Origin of the sequence: Pseudomonas marincola (genome assembly GCF_900682675.2) — a bacterium.
In the GTDB taxonomy this organism is placed as follows: Bacteria; Pseudomonadota; Gammaproteobacteria; order Pseudomonadales; family Pseudomonadaceae; genus Aquipseudomonas; species Aquipseudomonas marincola.
Window position 1 is genome coordinate 4043057 of sequence record NZ_LR215729.2, and the last position, 16840, is coordinate 4059896.

The following is a 16840-nucleotide window of genomic DNA, read 5'->3' on the forward strand; positions in this document are numbered from 1 at the left end:
CTTGCTCATAAAGTGGTCGATTATACCTTCACGCGCCCGCAGACAACAGGCACCAAATAAACCCTGTTGCCATTCAACTGACCGCTCGGCGGGAGAAGTCGCGCAGACGGAAGCCCAAGAGCAGCAAGGTCGCGAAATAACTGGCTAAACCTGCCGCCACCAGCACGCCCAAACGCAGCAGCCGCCAGAGCATCGTACCCTCCGACCAGACCGGCATGTAATGCATTACGCCCAGTAACGCCGCCGCCATTACCAGCACAGCGACCACCAGCTTGAGCAGAAACACCAGCCAGCCCGCCTGCGGCTGAAAAATATTGCGTTTGCGCAACTGCCAAAACAGCAGACCGGCGTTCAGGCAAGCGGCCAGACCAATCGACAGCGCCAATCCGGCGTGCGCCAACGGGCCGATCAACAGCAGGTTCATCAGCTGTGTGAACACCAATGTTACCAGGGCAATTTTTACCGGCGTTTTGATGTTCTGCTGCGCATAGAACCCGGGCGCCAGAATCTTCACCAGAATAATCCCGAGCAAACCGACCGAATAGGCGATCAGCGCTTGCTGGGTCATCAGCGCATCCGTCGCGCTGAACTTACCGTACTGAAACAGTGAAACCGTCAGCGGCTCGGCAAGCAGCGCCAACGCCACCGCACTCGGCAACACCAGCACAAAACAAAGGCGCAGCCCCCAGTCGAGCAGCCGTGAATACTCACCGTGATCCGCACTGGCGTATGTTTTCGACAGCGCCGGCAGCAAGATTGTCCCCAGCGCCACGCCGAGCACACCGGAAGGCAGTTCCATTAAACGGTCGGCGTAGTACATCCATGAAACAGAACCGGCGACCAGAAACGAGGCAAAGATGGTGTTGATGATCAGGGATATCTGGCTGACAGATACCCCGAAGATTGCCGGCCCCATTTGTTTGAGCACCCGCCACACGCCCATGTCTTTAAGGTTGAGGCGCGGCAAGACCAACATGCCAATGCGCTTCAGGTGCGGCAACTGGTAGCACAACTGCAACAGGCCGCCGACCAGCACCGCCCAGCCGAGCGCCATGATCGGCGGATCGAAGTACGGCGTCAGAAACAGCGCAAACACTATCATGCTGACATTCAGCAGCGTCGGCACAAACGCCGGCACCGAGAAGCGGTTCCAGGTATTGAGCACCGCACCCGCCAGCGACGACAGCGATATAAGCAATATATAAGGGAAGGTAACCCGCAACAGATCGGTGGTCAGATTGAACCGATCCGGCTCATCGGCAAAACCCGGCGCTGAAATCCACACGATCCAGGGCGCGGCCAATATTCCGATCAGCGTGACCAGCGCCAGCACTAATGTCAGCAAACCGGAGACATACGCGATGAAGGTTCGGGTCGCCTCCTCGCCTTGCTGGGTCTTGTATTCAGCCAAAATAGGCACAAATGCCTGCGAAAAGGCGCCTTCCGCAAAAATTCTTCGCAATAAATTTGGCAGCTTAAAAGCCACCACAAATGCGTCAGAAGCCACGCCCGCGCCGAATGTACGGGCGATGATGGTGTCGCGCACGAAACCTAGAACACGCGAAAGCATGGTCAATGAGCTGACAGCGGCCAGCGACTTAAGCAAATTCATGAGATAATGATTTTTCCGCTAGAGCAAGTGAGCCTGTGGACGATCCATAAGCTCACGAAGGCATCGAGTGTAGCGGCCTGCCACTTGTCAGGCTAGCGCCAGGAAATGTCTTTGGACTTGACAGCAGCGATTCATCTCGGCATGATTCGCGGCCTTATTTGTTTGTAACCCCCCATTTTCGAGGAGCTTGACGGTGGCCAATACACCTTCTGCCAAAAAACGCGCAAAACAGGCTGAGAAGCGTCGTAGCCATAACGCCAGCCTGCGCTCCATGGTACGTACCTACATCAAGAACGTGGTCAAGGCTATCGACGCCAAAGATCTCGAGCTGGCTAAAACTAGCTACACCGCAGCTGTACCGGTCATCGACCGCATGGCTGACAAAGGCATCATTGCCAAGAACAAAGCTGCTCGTCATAAGAGCCGTCTGAATGCCCACATCAAGGCACTCAGCCAAGCTGCAGCTTAATAAGCTGTAAGTTCTTGCAAAAACCGGCTTCGGCCGGTTTTTTGTTGCCTGCAATAAAGTCAAATCCACTATTAGCGCGCAAACCTCAGCCTGCGCGCGCAACAGCCTGCCACTATTTAGTTGGCCAGGGCATGATCGGAATAGCCGTGATGCCGTTGTGCGGGCTGCCTTCAATGACCCGATCGCTGTACACCAGATAAATCAGCACATTGCGATTGCGATCAAAGAAGCGCACCACCTGCATGCTCTTGAACACCAGCGAAGTGCGCTCCTTGAACACCTCTTCGCCATCTTTGAACTCACCCTTGAAACTGATCGGTCCAACCTGACGACACGCAAGGGATGCCTCGGAGCGATCCTCAGCCAAGCCCAGGCCACCCTTAATGCCGCCAGTCTTGGCGCGCGACAGGTAGCAGGTAATGCCTTCAACTTTAGGGTCATCAAACGCTTCAAGGACGATCTTGTCGTTCGGCCCCATCCATTTGAAAACCGTCGAGACCTCACCGATTTCCTCGGCGGATGCCAGCAGCGGCGCTGCCAGCAAAACGCTGAACAAGCCCAGTTTCTTGCTAAATCCCAGCATCCGCACGCACTCCCTTTAAACCAGAATCAGATTATCGCGATGAACCAACTCGGACTCATCAACATAGCCCAGTAAACGCTCAATGGCATCTGACGGCTGACCGATAATTTTTTGCGCCTCCAAGGCGCTGTAGTTCGCCAGGCCGCGCGCAATCTCACGACCATCCGCTGCCACGCACACCACCATCTCGCCGCGCCGGAAACTGCCTTTGACAGCCTTCACGCCGATTGGCAGCAAGCTTTTGCGATTTTTGGCCACGGCCTTCACTGCGCCTTCATCGAGTACCAGAGTTCCACGGGTCTGCAAATGCCCGGCAAGCCACTGCTTACGCGCTGCCAACATGCCGCGCTCCGGCTCAAGCAAGGTCCCCAGACGCTCACCCGCACCCAAGCGCGCCAGCACCTGATCAATCGCACCACCCACAATGACCGTATGCGCACCGGAACGCGCTGCCAGTCGCGCCGCACGCAACTTGGTCTGCATCCCGCCACGCCCCAACGCACCGCCAACGCCGCCGGCAACTGCATCAAGCGCCGGATCATCGGCACGCGCTTCATAAATCAGCTTGGCATCAGGATTGTGCCGCGGGTCGGCATCGAACATACCGTCGCGGTCAGTCAGGATCACCAGCAAGTCGGCCTCGACCAGATTGGCCACCAGCGCCGCAAGTGTGTCGTTATCGCCAAAACGGATTTCGTCGGTCACCACCGTGTCGTTCTCGTTGATGACCGGAATCACATCGAGCTCGACCAGCGTACGCAACGTGCTGCGGGCATTGAGGTAACGCTTGCGATCAGACAAGTCATCGTGAGTCAGCAGAACCTGCGCAGTGCGACGATCAAACTCGGCAAAGCTCGACTCCCACGCCTGCACCAGACCCATCTGGCCAATGGCTGCGGCAGCCTGCAGCTCATGCATGGCGCTCGGTCGGGTTTTCCAGCCAAGGCGGCTCATGCCCGCAGCCACCGCACCCGATGAGACCAACACCAATTCAACACCAGACGCACGCAGTGCATCCATCTGCCGCACCCAGACCCTCATCGCGTCGCGATCCAGGCCCTTGCCATCCGCCGTCAGCAGCGCACTGCCGATCTTGACGACCCAGCGCCGCGCACTCGTCACCTTGTCACGCATTTGTTCCAACCCCAACCAAAAAGCGCACTACAGATTTGCAGAACCCATGCCCTGCAACGGATCAACTCTACACAAAAACGCCGCTGTTAAGCGGCGTTGAATAATTGCTTAATCCCGGACGTATATGATTTCCGGGCCGTCGTCGTCATCTTCATCATCGAAGTCGTCTTCGTCGACATCATCGACACTCTTGACTCCAGCACGACGCAGGGCACGCTGATCATCCAGCTCCTGCAAGCGGGCACGGGCTTCATCTTCGATGCGCTGATCGAGTTGAGCCAGCTCGGACGCGAACTGCGGATTCTCGGCGATCTTCTCGGCACGCGCCTCAAGGTAAGTCATGATGTCCTGACACAACCGCTGAGTACCGTCGCCGGAAATAGCCGAGATCACGTACACAGGGCCTTTCCAGTCCAACTGCGCAACGATGTCAGCCACGCGCTCCGCGCGCTCTTCTTCGAGCATCTGGTCGGCCTTGTTCAGCACCAGCCAGCGATCACGCTCGGCCAGTGCCGGGCTGAACTTGGTCAGCTCGTCGACAATAACCTGTGCAGCCTCCACCGGATCAGTCAGATCCAGCGGCTCCATATCAACGAGGTGCAGCAGCAAGCGCGTACGCGACAAGTGCTTGAGGAAGCGAATACCCAGACCCGCCCCTTCTGAAGCGCCTTCGATCAGCCCCGGAATATCAGCCACCACAAAGCTCTTGTAGCGATCGACGCTGACCACACCCAAGTTCGGGATCAAGGTGGTGAACGGGTAATCTGCCACTTTTGGCTTGGCCGCAGAGATAGCCCGAATCAGCGTGCTCTTGCCTGCGTTTGGCAGCCCGAGCAGGCCCACATCGGCCAACACCTTGAGCTCCATCTTCAGGTCACGCGAGTCACCCGGCTTGCCCGGCGTAGTCTGGCGCGGCGCACGGTTGGTACTGGACTTGAATCGGGTATTACCCAGACCGTGCCAGCCACCCTGAGCCACCAGCAGCTTTTGCCCGGCTTTGGTCAGGTCGCCAATGACTTCCTGAGTACCGGAGTCAATCACGGTGGTGCCAACCGGCACGCGCAGGAACAGGTCTTCACCCTTGCGCCCGGTGCAATCAGTACTGCCGCCGTTAGCGCCACGCTGGGCATCAAAACGACGGGTGTAGCGATAGTCGATCAGGGTGTTGAGGTTTTCGTCGGCAACCATATACACCGAACCACCATCACCGCCGTCGCCACCGTTAGGGCCACCGTTCTCAATGAATTTTTCACGGCGAAAGCTCATGCAGCCATTGCCGCCATCGCCAGCCTTTACAAATATCGATACTTCATCGACGAATTTCATGGGTACGCCTCCCGCAAAAAAAGCGGGTTAACAAACAAGGAACACTGGGTGCTTGCAAAATTGCCCTTAAACCCTAATGAAAGCATCGCGTGCCGAAATCAGCACGTCGCCTGCACCAAAAGCTCAATTAAGCTCAGCACTTAATAATAAGCGCACTGCCAGGACAGTTTGGCAAGAACCCCTAGAATACAGAAACAAAAAAGCCCCGTCGCATGGACGGGGCTTTTCACATTCTCGCGATTAGGCCGCGACAACGCTCACGTAACGACGACCGAAGGCGCCTTTTACTTCAAACTTGATCACGCCTTCGACTTTAGCGAAGAGAGTGTGATCTTTACCCATGCCAACGCCGTAACCAGCGTGGAATTGGGTGCCGCGCTGACGCACGATGATGTTGCCTGCTTTAATAGCCTGGCCGCCATACATCTTAACGCCTAAGCGTTTGGCTTCTGAGTCGCGACCGTTGCGGGTGGAACCGCCAGCTTTTTTGTGTGCCATGAGTCAATACTCCTATAAAGGGTCAGAAACCCCTGAAAACCGTACTAAAAGCACTGCATTTTCAGCGGCGTCTTGGCTTGATTAATATCAGGCCGAAATACCGGTGATTTTGATCTCAGTGAACCACTGACGGTGGCCCTGACGCTTCATGTGGTGCTTACGACGACGGAACTTGATGATGCGGATTTTATCGTGACGACCTTGCGACACAACTTCTGCAACAACTTTAGCGCCATCTACAACTGGTGCGCCGATTTGAACGTCGTCACCGTTGCCGATCAACAAAACGCGATCGAAAGTGACGGATTCGCCAGTGCCGATTTCGAGTTTCTCGATCTTCAGGAATTCGCCTTCGGTGACTTTGTATTGCTTGCCACCAGTAACAATTACAGCGTACATGGTATATCTCCGTTAATCCTGCTCACCCAGTGCTTTATAGGAATAGCTATTGACTGGCATGGCTGCTTGGGGCCGGAAGGACGCCCTTGCAATTGCGTAAGGCAGGGAAATGCCCAGGGGGAAGTTCAGGGTGCGCGATTGTACGCAAGCTTCTTAACCAGCGCAAGTCCCCCAAGCTCTTGCCTTGACAGGCCTTAGCCTGCCCCATAGCATGCCGCGCTACATACGAGGAGCCTGCGCAACTAATGCAACCCCAAGCTTTCTACCGCGTGGTGGCGGACGATTTTACCGCTGTTGATGGCATCATTCGCCAACAACTAGTATCGCGTGTACCGCTGGTAGAGAAAATCGGCGATTACATTATTTCGGCCGGCGGTAAGCGCTTGCGCCCACTGCTTGTGCTCCTCAGCGGCAAAGCCCTTGGCGTGCAGGATGAAAACCTGCGCCTGCTGGCCGCCACTATCGAGTTCCTGCACACCGCGACCCTGTTGCATGACGACGTCGTCGATATGTCCGACATGCGCCGTGGCCGCTCAACCGCCAACGCACAATGGGGCAATGCACCCAGCGTTCTGGTAGGTGACTTCCTCTATTCGCGCTCGTTCGAGATGATGGTCGAACTGGGCTCGATGCCGGTCATGAAGATTCTCTCCAAGGCCACTCGCGTGATTGCCGAAGGTGAAGTGCTGCAACTGTCGAAAGTTCGCGACGCCAGCACCACCGAAGCGATTTACATGGAAGTCATCCGCGGCAAAACTGCCATGCTGTTCGAGGCCTCGACCCACAGCGCAGCGGCATTTGCCCAGGCAACGCCCGAGCAAACTGAAGCGTTGCGCACCTTTGGTGACCATCTTGGCGTAGCCTTCCAACTGGTTGACGACCTGCTCGACTACCGTGGCGATGCGGCCGCGCTGGGCAAAAACGTCGGTGATGACCTTGCAGAAGGCAAGCCAACCCTGCCGCTGATCTACACCATGCGCGAAGGCACCGCCGAGCAAGCCACTCTGGTTCGCCAGGCGATTCAAAAAGGCGGCATCGAAGACCTCGAAAGCATTCGCAATGCTGTCGAAGCCGCTGGCGCACTGGATTACACCGCCCAGAAAGCTCGTGATTTCGCCGAACGCGCCATCGCTTGCCTCGATGCACTGCCAGACAACGAATACCGCCAGGCGCTGATTGAGCTGAGCCATTTCGCTGTAGCCCGCACCCACTAAGCACATAGACTGACGAGGTCGCATCTGCGGCCTCGTCAGGCGCCCTCTTCTCTCCCTGCACACACGCTCGACCTCTTAACCGAGGCGCCGCTCTCTGCCTCCAACTTAAACTGAACTGCCAGTCGTCGGCCTGCGCCTGACGCAAATCAATAGATGTCCAATTGACCCTTGCTATTTATTGAATAAGAATTATTCTCATTGGCGTACCCAAGGAGAACACTCATGACCTATTTGATTGATGCATGGCTCGACCGGCCACAACCTTATGTGCGTATTCTCGAACGCGACACCGGCAAAGTATGTGCGAGCCTGGAAGATGAAGCACTTGAAGCCTTCCGCGAACAAGGCGGCCTGGACTTGCATGAACTCAGTTCAAACGAGCCAGTGGTGATCAAGGAGTTGGTGCGCAATCTGTTTCTGTTTTGCTACTCGCAGGCATTGCACCCTTGAGCTGACAGACGAGAGCCCCGCCGCCAGCAACGCTGTCGGCAGGGAATCTCCGGGCAGACCTGTACAGCGTCTGCCGCTTCGACTTACAGAACTTCGAGCAGCTCTACGTCGAATACCAGCACGCTGTGCGGCGGGATGCTGCCAACGCCTTGCGCGCCGTAAGCCAACTCGCTCGGCACGTACAGGCGCCACTTGCTACCAGCCTTCATCAATTGCAGGGCTTCGGTCCAGCCGGCGATCACGCCGCCAACCGGAAACTCTGCTGGCTGGCCGCGATCGTAGGAGCTGTCGAACACAGTGCCGTCGATCAGGGTGCCGTGGTAATGCGCACGGATAGTGTCTTCGCGGGTCGGCGTGGCGCCTTCACCGGTGGTCAGTACTTCGTACTGCAAGCCCGAAGCCAGAACGGTGATGCCATCACGGCCAGCGTTTGTGGCCAAAAATTCTTTGCCTGCACCAGCAGCAGCTTCTGCCTTGGCTTGAGCTTCTGCCTGCATGACTTCACGGATAACCTTGAAGCTGGCATTCAGCTCAGCTTCGCTGACGCGGCTTTCTTTACCAGTGAAAGCGTCGGTCAGGCCCGCCAGAATAGCGTCGAGGCTAACACCCGGTGGCGGATTATCACGCAGTTGGCCACCCAACTGACGGCCAATGCCGTAGCTGACGCGGGTTTCATCAGTAGCAAGATTAAGTTCGGACATGTAACGCTCCGCAGAGGGGTTGAAAAGGTCGGCCAGCCTAGCACAGAAGCAAAGGCCGCCCCAGCCGAACACCCGACACCGCGAAGGTAAATCTATTTGAGCCAGATCAATGAGTTGGCGATCAGGCCGGATCACAACCAAGGGCGCTACCGAGGGCCAAAAGCCATCTGCCGAACGGCGCAGATCACTCGCCGTTCAAATGTTCACAGGAGCACAGCAACGCGTTTTGGAAAGGCTACCACTGCGAGTTCATCGAGATGGGCACGCGCAAGGTATCCTGAGGGCCGTCCGGCATGCCGCACATCTCATCATGCACCACCGCGTGGACCAGATTAAAAGGCAGCCTGGGCAACTCGTGAAGCACATCACGGGCATGCTCGATAGAGCGCATATGCTGCGATTTCCCGGACGCATCGGTAAAGCCATAGGCGATGCCATCCATCTGCACCTCCAGCACATAGATACCGCCTTCGATGGAGATCAGGTTGAGCTCATCAACCTCACCCGCCAACGCATGCCCACGCAATTCTTGAAGATTCATGATCGCCGCCTCGATAGCTATACATAACTTATACAAATCTAATTCTTGTACAAATAAATAAAAGCTCAAGGCTAAATGCAAACCGCCCGTCCGTTTTGCAACGGCCGGGCGGTTTGATGGGCGTTTTACTGCTGCCGGATCAGTGGTCGTGCTTGGTCAGCTTATCCAGATAACCCATGGCGAAGGCCGACAATACAAAGGTCATGTGAATGATCACGTACCACATCAACTTGTTGTCCGGGATGTTCTTGGCATCCATGAACACCTTGAGCAGATGGATCGATGAAATCGCCACGATCGACGCGGCCACTTTCATCTTCAATGAACCGGAGTCCATCTTGCCCAACCAGCTGAGTTTTTCGCGGCCTTCTTCGATGTCGAGTTGCGAGACAAAGTTCTCGTAGCCCGACAGCATCACCATCACGATGAGCCCGCCGACCAGCGCCATATCGATCAGCGACAGAATAACCAGCACCAAATCCGCCTCAGCCATCGAAAAGATGCTGGGCAGAATGTGGAAAATTTCTTGGAAGAACTTGAGCGCCAGGGCAAACAACCCTAACGACAGGCCAAAATAGATCGGCGCCAACAACCAGCGCGATGCGTACATCGCGTTTTCAATTAAGCGTTCCATGGTGTCTCACAAAGGTTGAACCGGAGCGGAGTATACCCAGCCATGTCCCGCCAAAAAAGGCGCTGAAACACCTTTAAAAAATTATCTTGGGCAAATGTGGATAACATTTTTCAAGTGCAGCGCTTTAATCGGTAAAAAGCCTTGATTTAAAGCCCCGCGAAGGGTAGCGCCATCCCTGTACAACAGCGAATTAAGTTTCTGGATGAAACTGGTAATCGCCGAAATTACGTCTACGCTCTCCGTTCAATTGCCGTAACTGCGCTTGAATGTGCAGACGCCAGATAGGCAGGTCACAACATTCACAATAGCCGTGCACGATCAGGTTATCGGCAATCCCAGCCAAGACCCCTTCGGCCACCAAAGGCCCGCAGAATGGGCCTTGCGCCTTTATGGCCGTCGGTTGCTCACCGGACAGACCCGCCGCGCAAATCAGGGTCCAGAGCCCATTACCGCCAGCCAATGGCAGCACCACGCACTCGATGCGTGTGACCATGCCCAGGCATTGACGGGTGAGACATAGGCTTCGTGACATGACGGCAACCCTCGCAAGATTGGCCACTTGCCAGTCACCGCCAAGACATGCAGGAGGGTCACACAGTTATTCACTCAACCTGTGGATAACTGTGTGGATGAACCGTGGGAAAGCCGCGCAAAACGTCCAAATCAGCGGGCTTCCCCAGCATCGACTGCGCCGCATGTGATGCGGCTCCGACGCCCCTGTTCAATCAACCTTCGGACTTTTGCGCCCGGGGCTTTTTCTCCTTGGCGGGTACAGGCTTTTGAGGTTTCTCCTCTACAGCTTTGACCACTTTTTCGTCCTTGTCCTGTTTTTCGTCTTTTTCCTCCTCGCCCATGCCCATTTCGGCAATCGCGCGCAAACGCTCGACAACCCGCGCATTAACGCTGCCCGCCGGGAATTGACCGCGCTCATCCGCTTCTCCCACAGGCTCACCGGCCAGCAGGCTCAGCGCCTCATCCACCTGACGCACGGCGTAGATATGGAACTGGCCAGCGCGCACCGCGTTCAGCACTTTCTCGTCGAGCATCAGCGTCGAGACGTTGGAACTCGGGATGATTGCGCCCTGCTCGCCCGTCAGCCCACGCGCCTCACAAAGGCGGAAGAAACCTTCGATCTTCTCGTTGACGCCACCCACAGCCTGAACTTCACCGAACTGGTTGATCGAGCCGGTGATCGCAAAGCACTGCTTGAGCGGCGTGCGCGACAGCGCTGAGATCAGCGTGCACACCTCACCCAACGAGGCACTGTCGCCATCCACGTATCCGTACGACTGCTCAAGCGCGATGCTGGCGGAAATCTCCAGCGGGAATTCCTGCGCGTAACGGCTGCCAAGGAACCCGGTCAGGATCATCACGCCCTTGGAGTGAATCGGCTGGCCGAGATTAACCTCACGCTCGATATCGACAATCCCCGAGCCGCCCGGATACACCGTGGCCGAAATTCGCGCGGGAACGCCGAACGCAGAATCACCCACTTCCAGCACCGTCAGCCCGTTGCACTTGCCGACCGCCGCGCCGGCCGTGTCGATCAGAATGATCCCGGCCAGCATGTCGTCGATAATCCGCGCCGAAACACGCCCGGTGCGCGTGGCTTTGGCTTTGAGCGCCCGCTCGATATGGCCGACATCAGTCACGGTCTCATTGGCCAACTGGCGAATAAAGTCAGCCTCGCTGACCAGTTGGAACAAATCACCGATGCGTGCCGACAGCCGCCCCTGATGCTCAGCCAGCCGGGCACTGTATGTCGCCAGACGCGCTACCGCAGCCGCCGTAAGCGGCGCCATGCCCTCCTCGGTGGTGCGGGTTTTCATCAGCTGGGCAAATTGCTCAAGGCTTTCGTCGCCCAGCGGAATGTCCTCGTCGAAGTCGACAAGAACGCGGAACATTTCCTGGAAGTCCGGATCATGGTCCTGCAGCGCGTAATACAGTTGGCGCGCGCCAATGATGATCACCTTGACCTGCAAAGGAATCACCTGCGGGCTCAGCGTGATCGTGGCAATCCTCCCCAACTCGCCCAGCGGCGATTCCATTTTTAGCTGGCGCGAATGCAGGGCGCGCTTGAGCGCATCCCAGACAAACGGCTCGCTGAGCATTTTCTCGGCTTCGAGAATCAGGAAGCCGCCATTGGCTCGATGCAATGCGCCAGGGCGCAGTTGCCGGAAGCTGGTGTAGATCGCCCCGGAATCGGTGCTGTACTCGATGCGGCCAAACAGGTTGTCGTAGGTTGGATGCGACTCGAATACCACGGGCGCGCCGCCGTGCGCATGATGACCAACCACCAGGCTCGGGCAGTATTGCTCTTCGAGTAACTTGCGCTGCGGGATATCGGTCTTCTCGATATCAACCAGTTGCTCAACCACGGTTTTCAGCAGATTGACCTGCACCGCCTGCAAGTAGGCACATACCCCGGCGTTCTCGGCATACTTCTCCGAAAGCGGCGCCAGCAGCGGCTGCAATGCAACGGTGATGGTTTCCTCGTTGAGCTGACGCAGTTGATTACTGGTTTCTCGCTTCCACTGCGGCAAGCTCGCCAGCTCTTCATTGAGGCATTCTTCAAGCGCGGCGATGTCGGCGTGAAAACGCTCCCGATCAGCCTCGGGCAGTTGCGCAAACTCGGCTTCATCCAGCGCCTTGCCTTCGAGCATCGGGGTAAACGCGATGTTGCTGCTGTCGCGGTACAGGGCAATGCTCTTTTCAAGCGACATGCGCTCGATAATATCCAACGCCTGGTCGTAGCGTTTATTGAACGCACGGTCGACCGCGTTCTTCTTCTGCTGGTACGACGGATGCTCGAATACCGCCGGGAATGTCGCCAGCAGGTTGTCGATCAGCAGCCCGATATCGGTAATGAACTCACCGGCAGTCCCGGCTTCCAGCTCTAATGCACGCGGCTCGCGCGGCTCATCAAAATTATTGACGTACACCCGGTCAGCCGGTGTCGCCATGCGCTTGCCTTCAGCTTTGAGGTAGCGATTAACAAATGAAAAACGCCCGGTGCCGGGCTCGCCCATCACAAATACGTTGTAGCCGGGACGCGGCATCGCCACGCCAAATTGCAACGCTTCAACGGCACGCTCCTGGCCGAGAACACCACGAAAAGGTTCAAGATCATCTGTGTTGCTAAAGTTGAATTGCTCAGGAGAAAACGGGCGGGTTAGAGCTTCAGGCGCTAACCGCAGGTGGGTAGCAACAGAGTCTGGCATTGGAAATCCTTGTACGAGGGGCACACGCATGAGAAATCATGGCTGTATCGAGCCGCCTCGACAAGCGATAACCGCATATCTGTGCAAGGTTGTGTAGCGCACTGGCAAAACTCATGGGACATGGCAACACACCTAGCAGTTATACGACGTTGATTCGCCACGTCATGTTCGGCTTTCACAACGGCTAACTGCCACCATACTGATACAACGCAGCTTTCGCCCGATGCCCAAGCGTTATGCTCAATACATCTATCAGGGATTCAGACGCATGAGCTTATTTCAGGAAGTCGCAGCATTACTGGTGTTATCGGCCTTGTTTGGCGCGATTGCCTTGAAGTTGCGACAGCCCTTGATCATCGCCTACATCGTAGTCGGCATTCTTGCAGGCCCAAGCTTCATGGGCTTGAGCAGTGAAATGGAGCCACTGGCGCTGCTCGCCGAGATAGGCATTACCGTGCTGTTGTTCGTTGTCGGACTCAAACTCGACACTCAACTGATCAGCTCTCTGGGCCGCGTTGCACTGATCGCCGGCACCTGCCAGATAGCGCTGACCCTCGGGCTCGGTTACGGGCTGTGCATCCTGCTTGGCATGAGCAGCAGCATGTCCTTGTACATGGCAATGGCGCTGGCCTTCTCCAGCACTATTATCGTGGTCAAACTGCTCTCGGATAAGAAAGAGATCGACTCGCTGCATGGCCGAATCGCCATGGGCATCCTGATTATTCAGGACATTGCTGTAGTCGCGTCGATGTTGGTTCTCAACCTGCTCAGCCCTAAACAAGCCACGGCTGAACAACCCATGAGCCTTTTCTGGCTGGGTGTGCTGGCGTTGATTACCGTGGCCGGGATTTACCTCATCTCGCGCAAGGCCATGCCATGGCTGCTAAAGGCCATGTCACGCTCCCCCGAACTGCTGATGCTGTTTGCAGTGGCGTGGGGCACCGCGCTGGCTGGCATTGCCGAATCGTTTGGTTTGTCCAAAGAGCTTGGTGCCTTTGTCGCGGGCGTGTCTCTGGCCTCGACACCGCTGCGCGAAGCCATCTCAAGCCGCCTGACCAGCTTGCGCGACTTTCTCCTGCTGTTCTTCTTCCTCTATCTGGGCATGCAGCTCGACTTCAGTCATATCAACGGTCAGATATTTCCGGCGCTGGTACTTTCGGCATTTGTCCTGATCGGTAAACCGCTGATCATCATGCCGATTGTCGGCGCACTGGGTTATCGCAAACGCACCGGATTTGTCGCGGGGCTGACGCTGGCGCAGATCAGTGAGTTCTCGATTATTTTTGTCGGCGTCGGTGTCGGCCTCGAGGTGATTGATCCCTCCGCGCTGGGCCTGATCACGCTGGTGGCGCTGATCACAATTACCCTGTCGACATACATGGCGATGTACACCCAGCCACTGTTTGCGCGCCTGGCGCCAATGCTGAGTTTGTTTGAGCGTAAAGTTGCCTACCGCGAGACAGCCTCCGACACACCGAATCGGGTGCGGCATCCGGAGATTATTATCTATGGCATGGGCCGCTACGGGCGGCTATTGGCCGAACAGTTTCAACAAGCCGGCAAACGCGTGCTCGGCGTGGACTTTGCGCCAGACGAGTTGAAGCTGGCGAAAGCCCGTGGTTTGAGTGTTTGTTACGGTGACGCAGAAGACGCCGACTTTCTGGCTCATCTGCCGCTGCATGACGCAAAACTCATGGTCAGCACCATTCCGCAGCGCGAGGTCAACGCGATTCTGTTTCGCGCTCTGCGCAGCAACGGTTTCAAGGGGCAAATCACCTTGAGCGCTTTCCATGAAGGCGACGCCGAGGCGTTCCGCCATGCGGGCGCTGGCAGTGTCCTTATCCCGTATGCAGACGCCGCCGAAAGCGCTGCCCGCCGCCTGCTTGACGAGTGCATGCCGGCATCCAAACCAGCCGCGCCGCCGCACGTTGCTGCTCTGCCGACACAGGACTAATACGCACACAGACAATATCCGGATCACCGCAACCGGCCTTGAAAGGTCCGGTATGCGTGCGTTGCGCTTGACACTTTACGGCTCCATCGCCAAAGCTCAGGAATCATAGGCGGACAACCACGAGTGTTACTTGAAACGGACTTTACCCCTTGCGCTGCTCTGCATCGCCGGCGCGACGCAGGCAAACCCAATGCCGAGCGAAGCCCGCCTGAACGAATTGGCCAGCGACCCGTACTGGATTGCACTCGGTCATTACGAAACCGGCAAGCTCGGCGGTTGGCGCAGTTACGTCGATGAGCAGAAATTCTTCCTTGCCGAAGATGGCGCCAGCAACCCGCAAGCGGAGCTGCGCGCCACCCTTGAAGCGATATACCAACCTACGCCGCTGAACGACGAACATGCACAATGTCGGTATCCGGCCCGTACTCGCTGGCTGAGCGAACAACTCCAGCTCAGCGACTTGCCGCAGCCAACGTGCGCCGAATACGACAAGTGGATGACCGATGTCGCCCCTAACAGCACCGTGCTGGTGTTTCCAGCCGCCTACCTGAACAGCCCGTCGTCCATGTTTGGCCATACCTTGCTGCGCATTGATCAGGCCGACATCGACAGCAACAACACCGCCCTGCTCAGCTACGCACTGAATTTTGGCGCGTACATCGAGGGCATGGACAACAGCATTCTGTATGCATGGAAAGGCCTGATGGGCGGCTATCCGGGGCTGTTCTCACTGGTGCCTTATCGCGAGAAGCTGGCCGAGTACCGCAGCCTGGAAAACCGCGACCTGTGGGAGTACCGGCTGAACCTGACACCGGTTGAAACCCGTCGCATGATCCAGCACGTGTGGGAACTCAAAGACATCCGCTTTGATTACTTCTTCTTCGATGAGAACTGCTCATTCCGCCTGCTCGAACTGCTTGAAATCGCGCGTCCCGGCCTAGAGCTGACAGACCAGTTCCCGATCACCGCGATTCCGACTGACACCGTTCGGGCGATCAAACAAGCAGGCCTGATCGAGCGCACGGATTATCGCCCCTCACGGGAGCGTGAACTGGTCACCCGCACAGATCCACTTGATGCCAGCGAGCTTGTATGGGTTGAACGCCTGGCCGATGAAGACATTGCCCTTGAAGACGAAAACTTCAAAAAGCTGGGACAAGCACGCCGCGCGCTGATCACCGATGCAGCATTCCGCCTGCTGCGTTATCGCGCCAGCGGTGAAGGTCGTGAACCGCAAACGGTGAAACGCAGCTTCAATCTGCTGCGTGAAATCAACAGCAATCCACCGCCCGAACTTGCAGTAGAACGACCAGGGCTCCCGGAAGAAGGCCATGAATCCCGCACCTGGCAACTGGGCGCAGGCAGCCGCGGCGACAAAGCGTTTGCCGAGTACGGCCTGCGCATGGCGTATCACGACCTCAACGACAACCAATATGGATTTCCGGCAGGCGCGCAGATTGAAATCATGCAGATGAAGTTGCGCCAGTACGAAGGCAACCACTGGCAGCTGCAGAACCTCGATCTGGTCAGTATCCGCTCGCTGACGCCGCGCAGCGAACTGCTCAAACCTTTGTCATGGCAAGTCGCCGCTGGCTTCGAACGCGTGCCCGGCAAAGACGACGATGAAGTATTAGCCGCGCATATCAACGGCGGTGCGGGTGGCAGCTGGAACCTGACAGACAACGTACAAGCCTTTGCCCTCGCCACCATGCGTATCGAGCACCACAGTGACTTCGCCGCCTATCTGGTGCCTGCCGCCGGTTTCAACACAGGTCTGCTGTGGCGCAACCCGCTGGGCAACATGCTCGCCGAGGTCAACAACGATTACTTCATCAACGGCGAAGTTCGCCGCAGCATGGCGCTGAGCCAACAATGGGAAATTTCATCCAACCTTGGCCTGCGCTTGGCGGCAGAACGCGAGTTCAGCCACTTGAGTACACCGGAAAACACTTTGAAGCTCGAACTCAGGTGGTACGACTATTGAAAGTGAACAATAGCCGCTGGAAGCTGCTGCCTGCGCTGTCTCGCCTTGGCCCGCGGCTCAGCCTGATGGGAACGCGGGCCATTCAAGCTGAGCTAGCAAAATCCAGACTCATCGCACTGC

General features: G+C 56.8%; 16 protein-coding genes. 5 read left to right on the forward strand and 11 right to left on the reverse strand.

The genetic code is table 11. The features are described 5' to 3' along the window. Positions 1-73: 73 nt before the first annotated feature. Positions 74-1612 (reverse strand): murein biosynthesis integral membrane protein MurJ, encoded by a 1539-nt coding sequence (gene murJ / locus PMYSY11_RS18615; protein ID WP_090509489.1) that lies wholly within the window; start codon positions 1610-1612, stop codon positions 74-76. 193 nt (positions 1613-1805) lie between these two features. Here murJ and rpsT point away from each other — a divergent pair, with 193 nt between their 5' ends. Continuing rightward, positions 1806-2081, forward strand: coding sequence for a 30S ribosomal protein S20 (gene rpsT, locus PMYSY11_RS18620; RefSeq protein ID WP_069898126.1), 276 nt, complete (start codon positions 1806-1808; stop codon positions 2079-2081). Between the two features lie 112 nt (positions 2082-2193). Here rpsT and PMYSY11_RS18625 read toward each other — a convergent pair whose 3' ends face one another. The 5 genes from PMYSY11_RS18625 to rplU form a co-directional block, all read right to left on the reverse strand. Then, positions 2194-2664 carry a CreA family protein gene (locus PMYSY11_RS18625; RefSeq protein ID WP_069898127.1) on the reverse strand — a complete coding sequence of 157 codons (471 nt, stop codon included), beginning with the start codon at positions 2662-2664 and terminating at the stop codon, positions 2194-2196. A gap of 15 nt (positions 2665-2679) precedes the next feature. Next, entirely contained in the window at positions 2680-3798 is a 1119-nt protein-coding gene (proB, locus tag PMYSY11_RS18630; RefSeq protein ID WP_090509485.1) for a glutamate 5-kinase, read from the reverse strand. Positions 3799-3906: 108 nt separating this feature from the next. Next, positions 3907-5124: an Obg family GTPase CgtA gene (cgtA, locus tag PMYSY11_RS18635; RefSeq protein ID WP_069898129.1), complete on the reverse strand. Its 1218-nt coding sequence runs from the start codon at positions 5122-5124 to the stop codon at positions 3907-3909. A 240-nt stretch (positions 5125-5364) separates the two neighbouring features. After that, the gene (gene rpmA / locus PMYSY11_RS18640) at positions 5365-5622 is read right to left on the reverse strand and encodes a 50S ribosomal protein L27 (RefSeq protein ID WP_003281574.1); all 258 of its coding nucleotides are present in this window, start codon (positions 5620-5622) and stop codon (positions 5365-5367) included. A gap of 87 nt (positions 5623-5709) precedes the next feature. Next, positions 5710-6021, reverse strand: coding sequence for a 50S ribosomal protein L21 (gene rplU / locus PMYSY11_RS18645; RefSeq protein WP_069898130.1), 312 nt, complete (start codon positions 6019-6021; stop codon positions 5710-5712). Between the two features lie 245 nt (positions 6022-6266). Between rplU and PMYSY11_RS18650 the strand changes: the two genes are divergently transcribed. After that, positions 6267-7235, forward strand: coding sequence for a polyprenyl synthetase family protein (locus PMYSY11_RS18650; RefSeq protein ID WP_069898131.1), 969 nt, complete (start codon positions 6267-6269; stop codon positions 7233-7235). 222 nt (positions 7236-7457) lie between these two features. Then, on the forward strand, positions 7458-7685 hold the full coding sequence (locus tag PMYSY11_RS18655) for a PA4570 family protein (protein WP_069898132.1): 228 nt from the start codon (positions 7458-7460) through the stop codon (positions 7683-7685). An 83-nt stretch (positions 7686-7768) separates the two neighbouring features. On the opposite strand, the gene PMYSY11_RS18660 is transcribed toward PMYSY11_RS18655, so the two are convergent. The 5 genes from PMYSY11_RS18660 to PMYSY11_RS18680 form a co-directional block, all read right to left on the reverse strand. Beyond that, positions 7769-8386 carry a BamJ family beta-barrel-assembly machinery protein gene (locus PMYSY11_RS18660; protein ID WP_150547693.1) on the reverse strand — a complete coding sequence of 206 codons (618 nt, stop codon included), beginning with the start codon at positions 8384-8386 and terminating at the stop codon, positions 7769-7771. 235 nt (positions 8387-8621) lie between these two features. Further along, positions 8622-8927: a DUF6482 family protein gene (locus tag PMYSY11_RS18665; RefSeq protein ID WP_069898134.1), complete on the reverse strand. Its 306-nt coding sequence runs from the start codon at positions 8925-8927 to the stop codon at positions 8622-8624. 139 nt (positions 8928-9066) lie between these two features. Next, positions 9067-9561 carry a TIGR00645 family protein gene (locus PMYSY11_RS18670; RefSeq protein ID WP_150547694.1) on the reverse strand — a complete coding sequence of 165 codons (495 nt, stop codon included), beginning with the start codon at positions 9559-9561 and terminating at the stop codon, positions 9067-9069. 190 nt (positions 9562-9751) lie between these two features. Continuing rightward, positions 9752-10093 (reverse strand): PA4575 family protein, encoded by a 342-nt coding sequence (locus tag PMYSY11_RS18675; RefSeq protein WP_150547695.1) that lies wholly within the window; start codon positions 10091-10093, stop codon positions 9752-9754. Positions 10094-10286: 193 nt separating this feature from the next. Then, complete coding sequence (locus PMYSY11_RS18680) at positions 10287-12782, reverse strand: Lon protease family protein (protein ID WP_150547696.1); 2496 nt, start codon at positions 12780-12782, stop codon at positions 10287-10289. Positions 12783-13050: 268 nt separating this feature from the next. Here PMYSY11_RS18680 and PMYSY11_RS18685 point away from each other — a divergent pair, with 268 nt between their 5' ends. Together PMYSY11_RS18685 and PMYSY11_RS18690 are read left to right on the forward strand one after the other, a co-directional pair. Next, the gene (locus PMYSY11_RS18685; protein ID WP_150547697.1) at positions 13051-14736 is read left to right on the forward strand and encodes a cation:proton antiporter; all 1686 of its coding nucleotides are present in this window, start codon (positions 13051-13053) and stop codon (positions 14734-14736) included. Between the two features lie 190 nt (positions 14737-14926). Then, the gene (locus tag PMYSY11_RS18690) at positions 14927-16720 is read left to right on the forward strand and encodes an Lnb N-terminal periplasmic domain-containing protein (RefSeq protein WP_150547698.1); all 1794 of its coding nucleotides are present in this window, start codon (positions 14927-14929) and stop codon (positions 16718-16720) included. Positions 16721-16840: the final 120 nt, after the last annotated feature.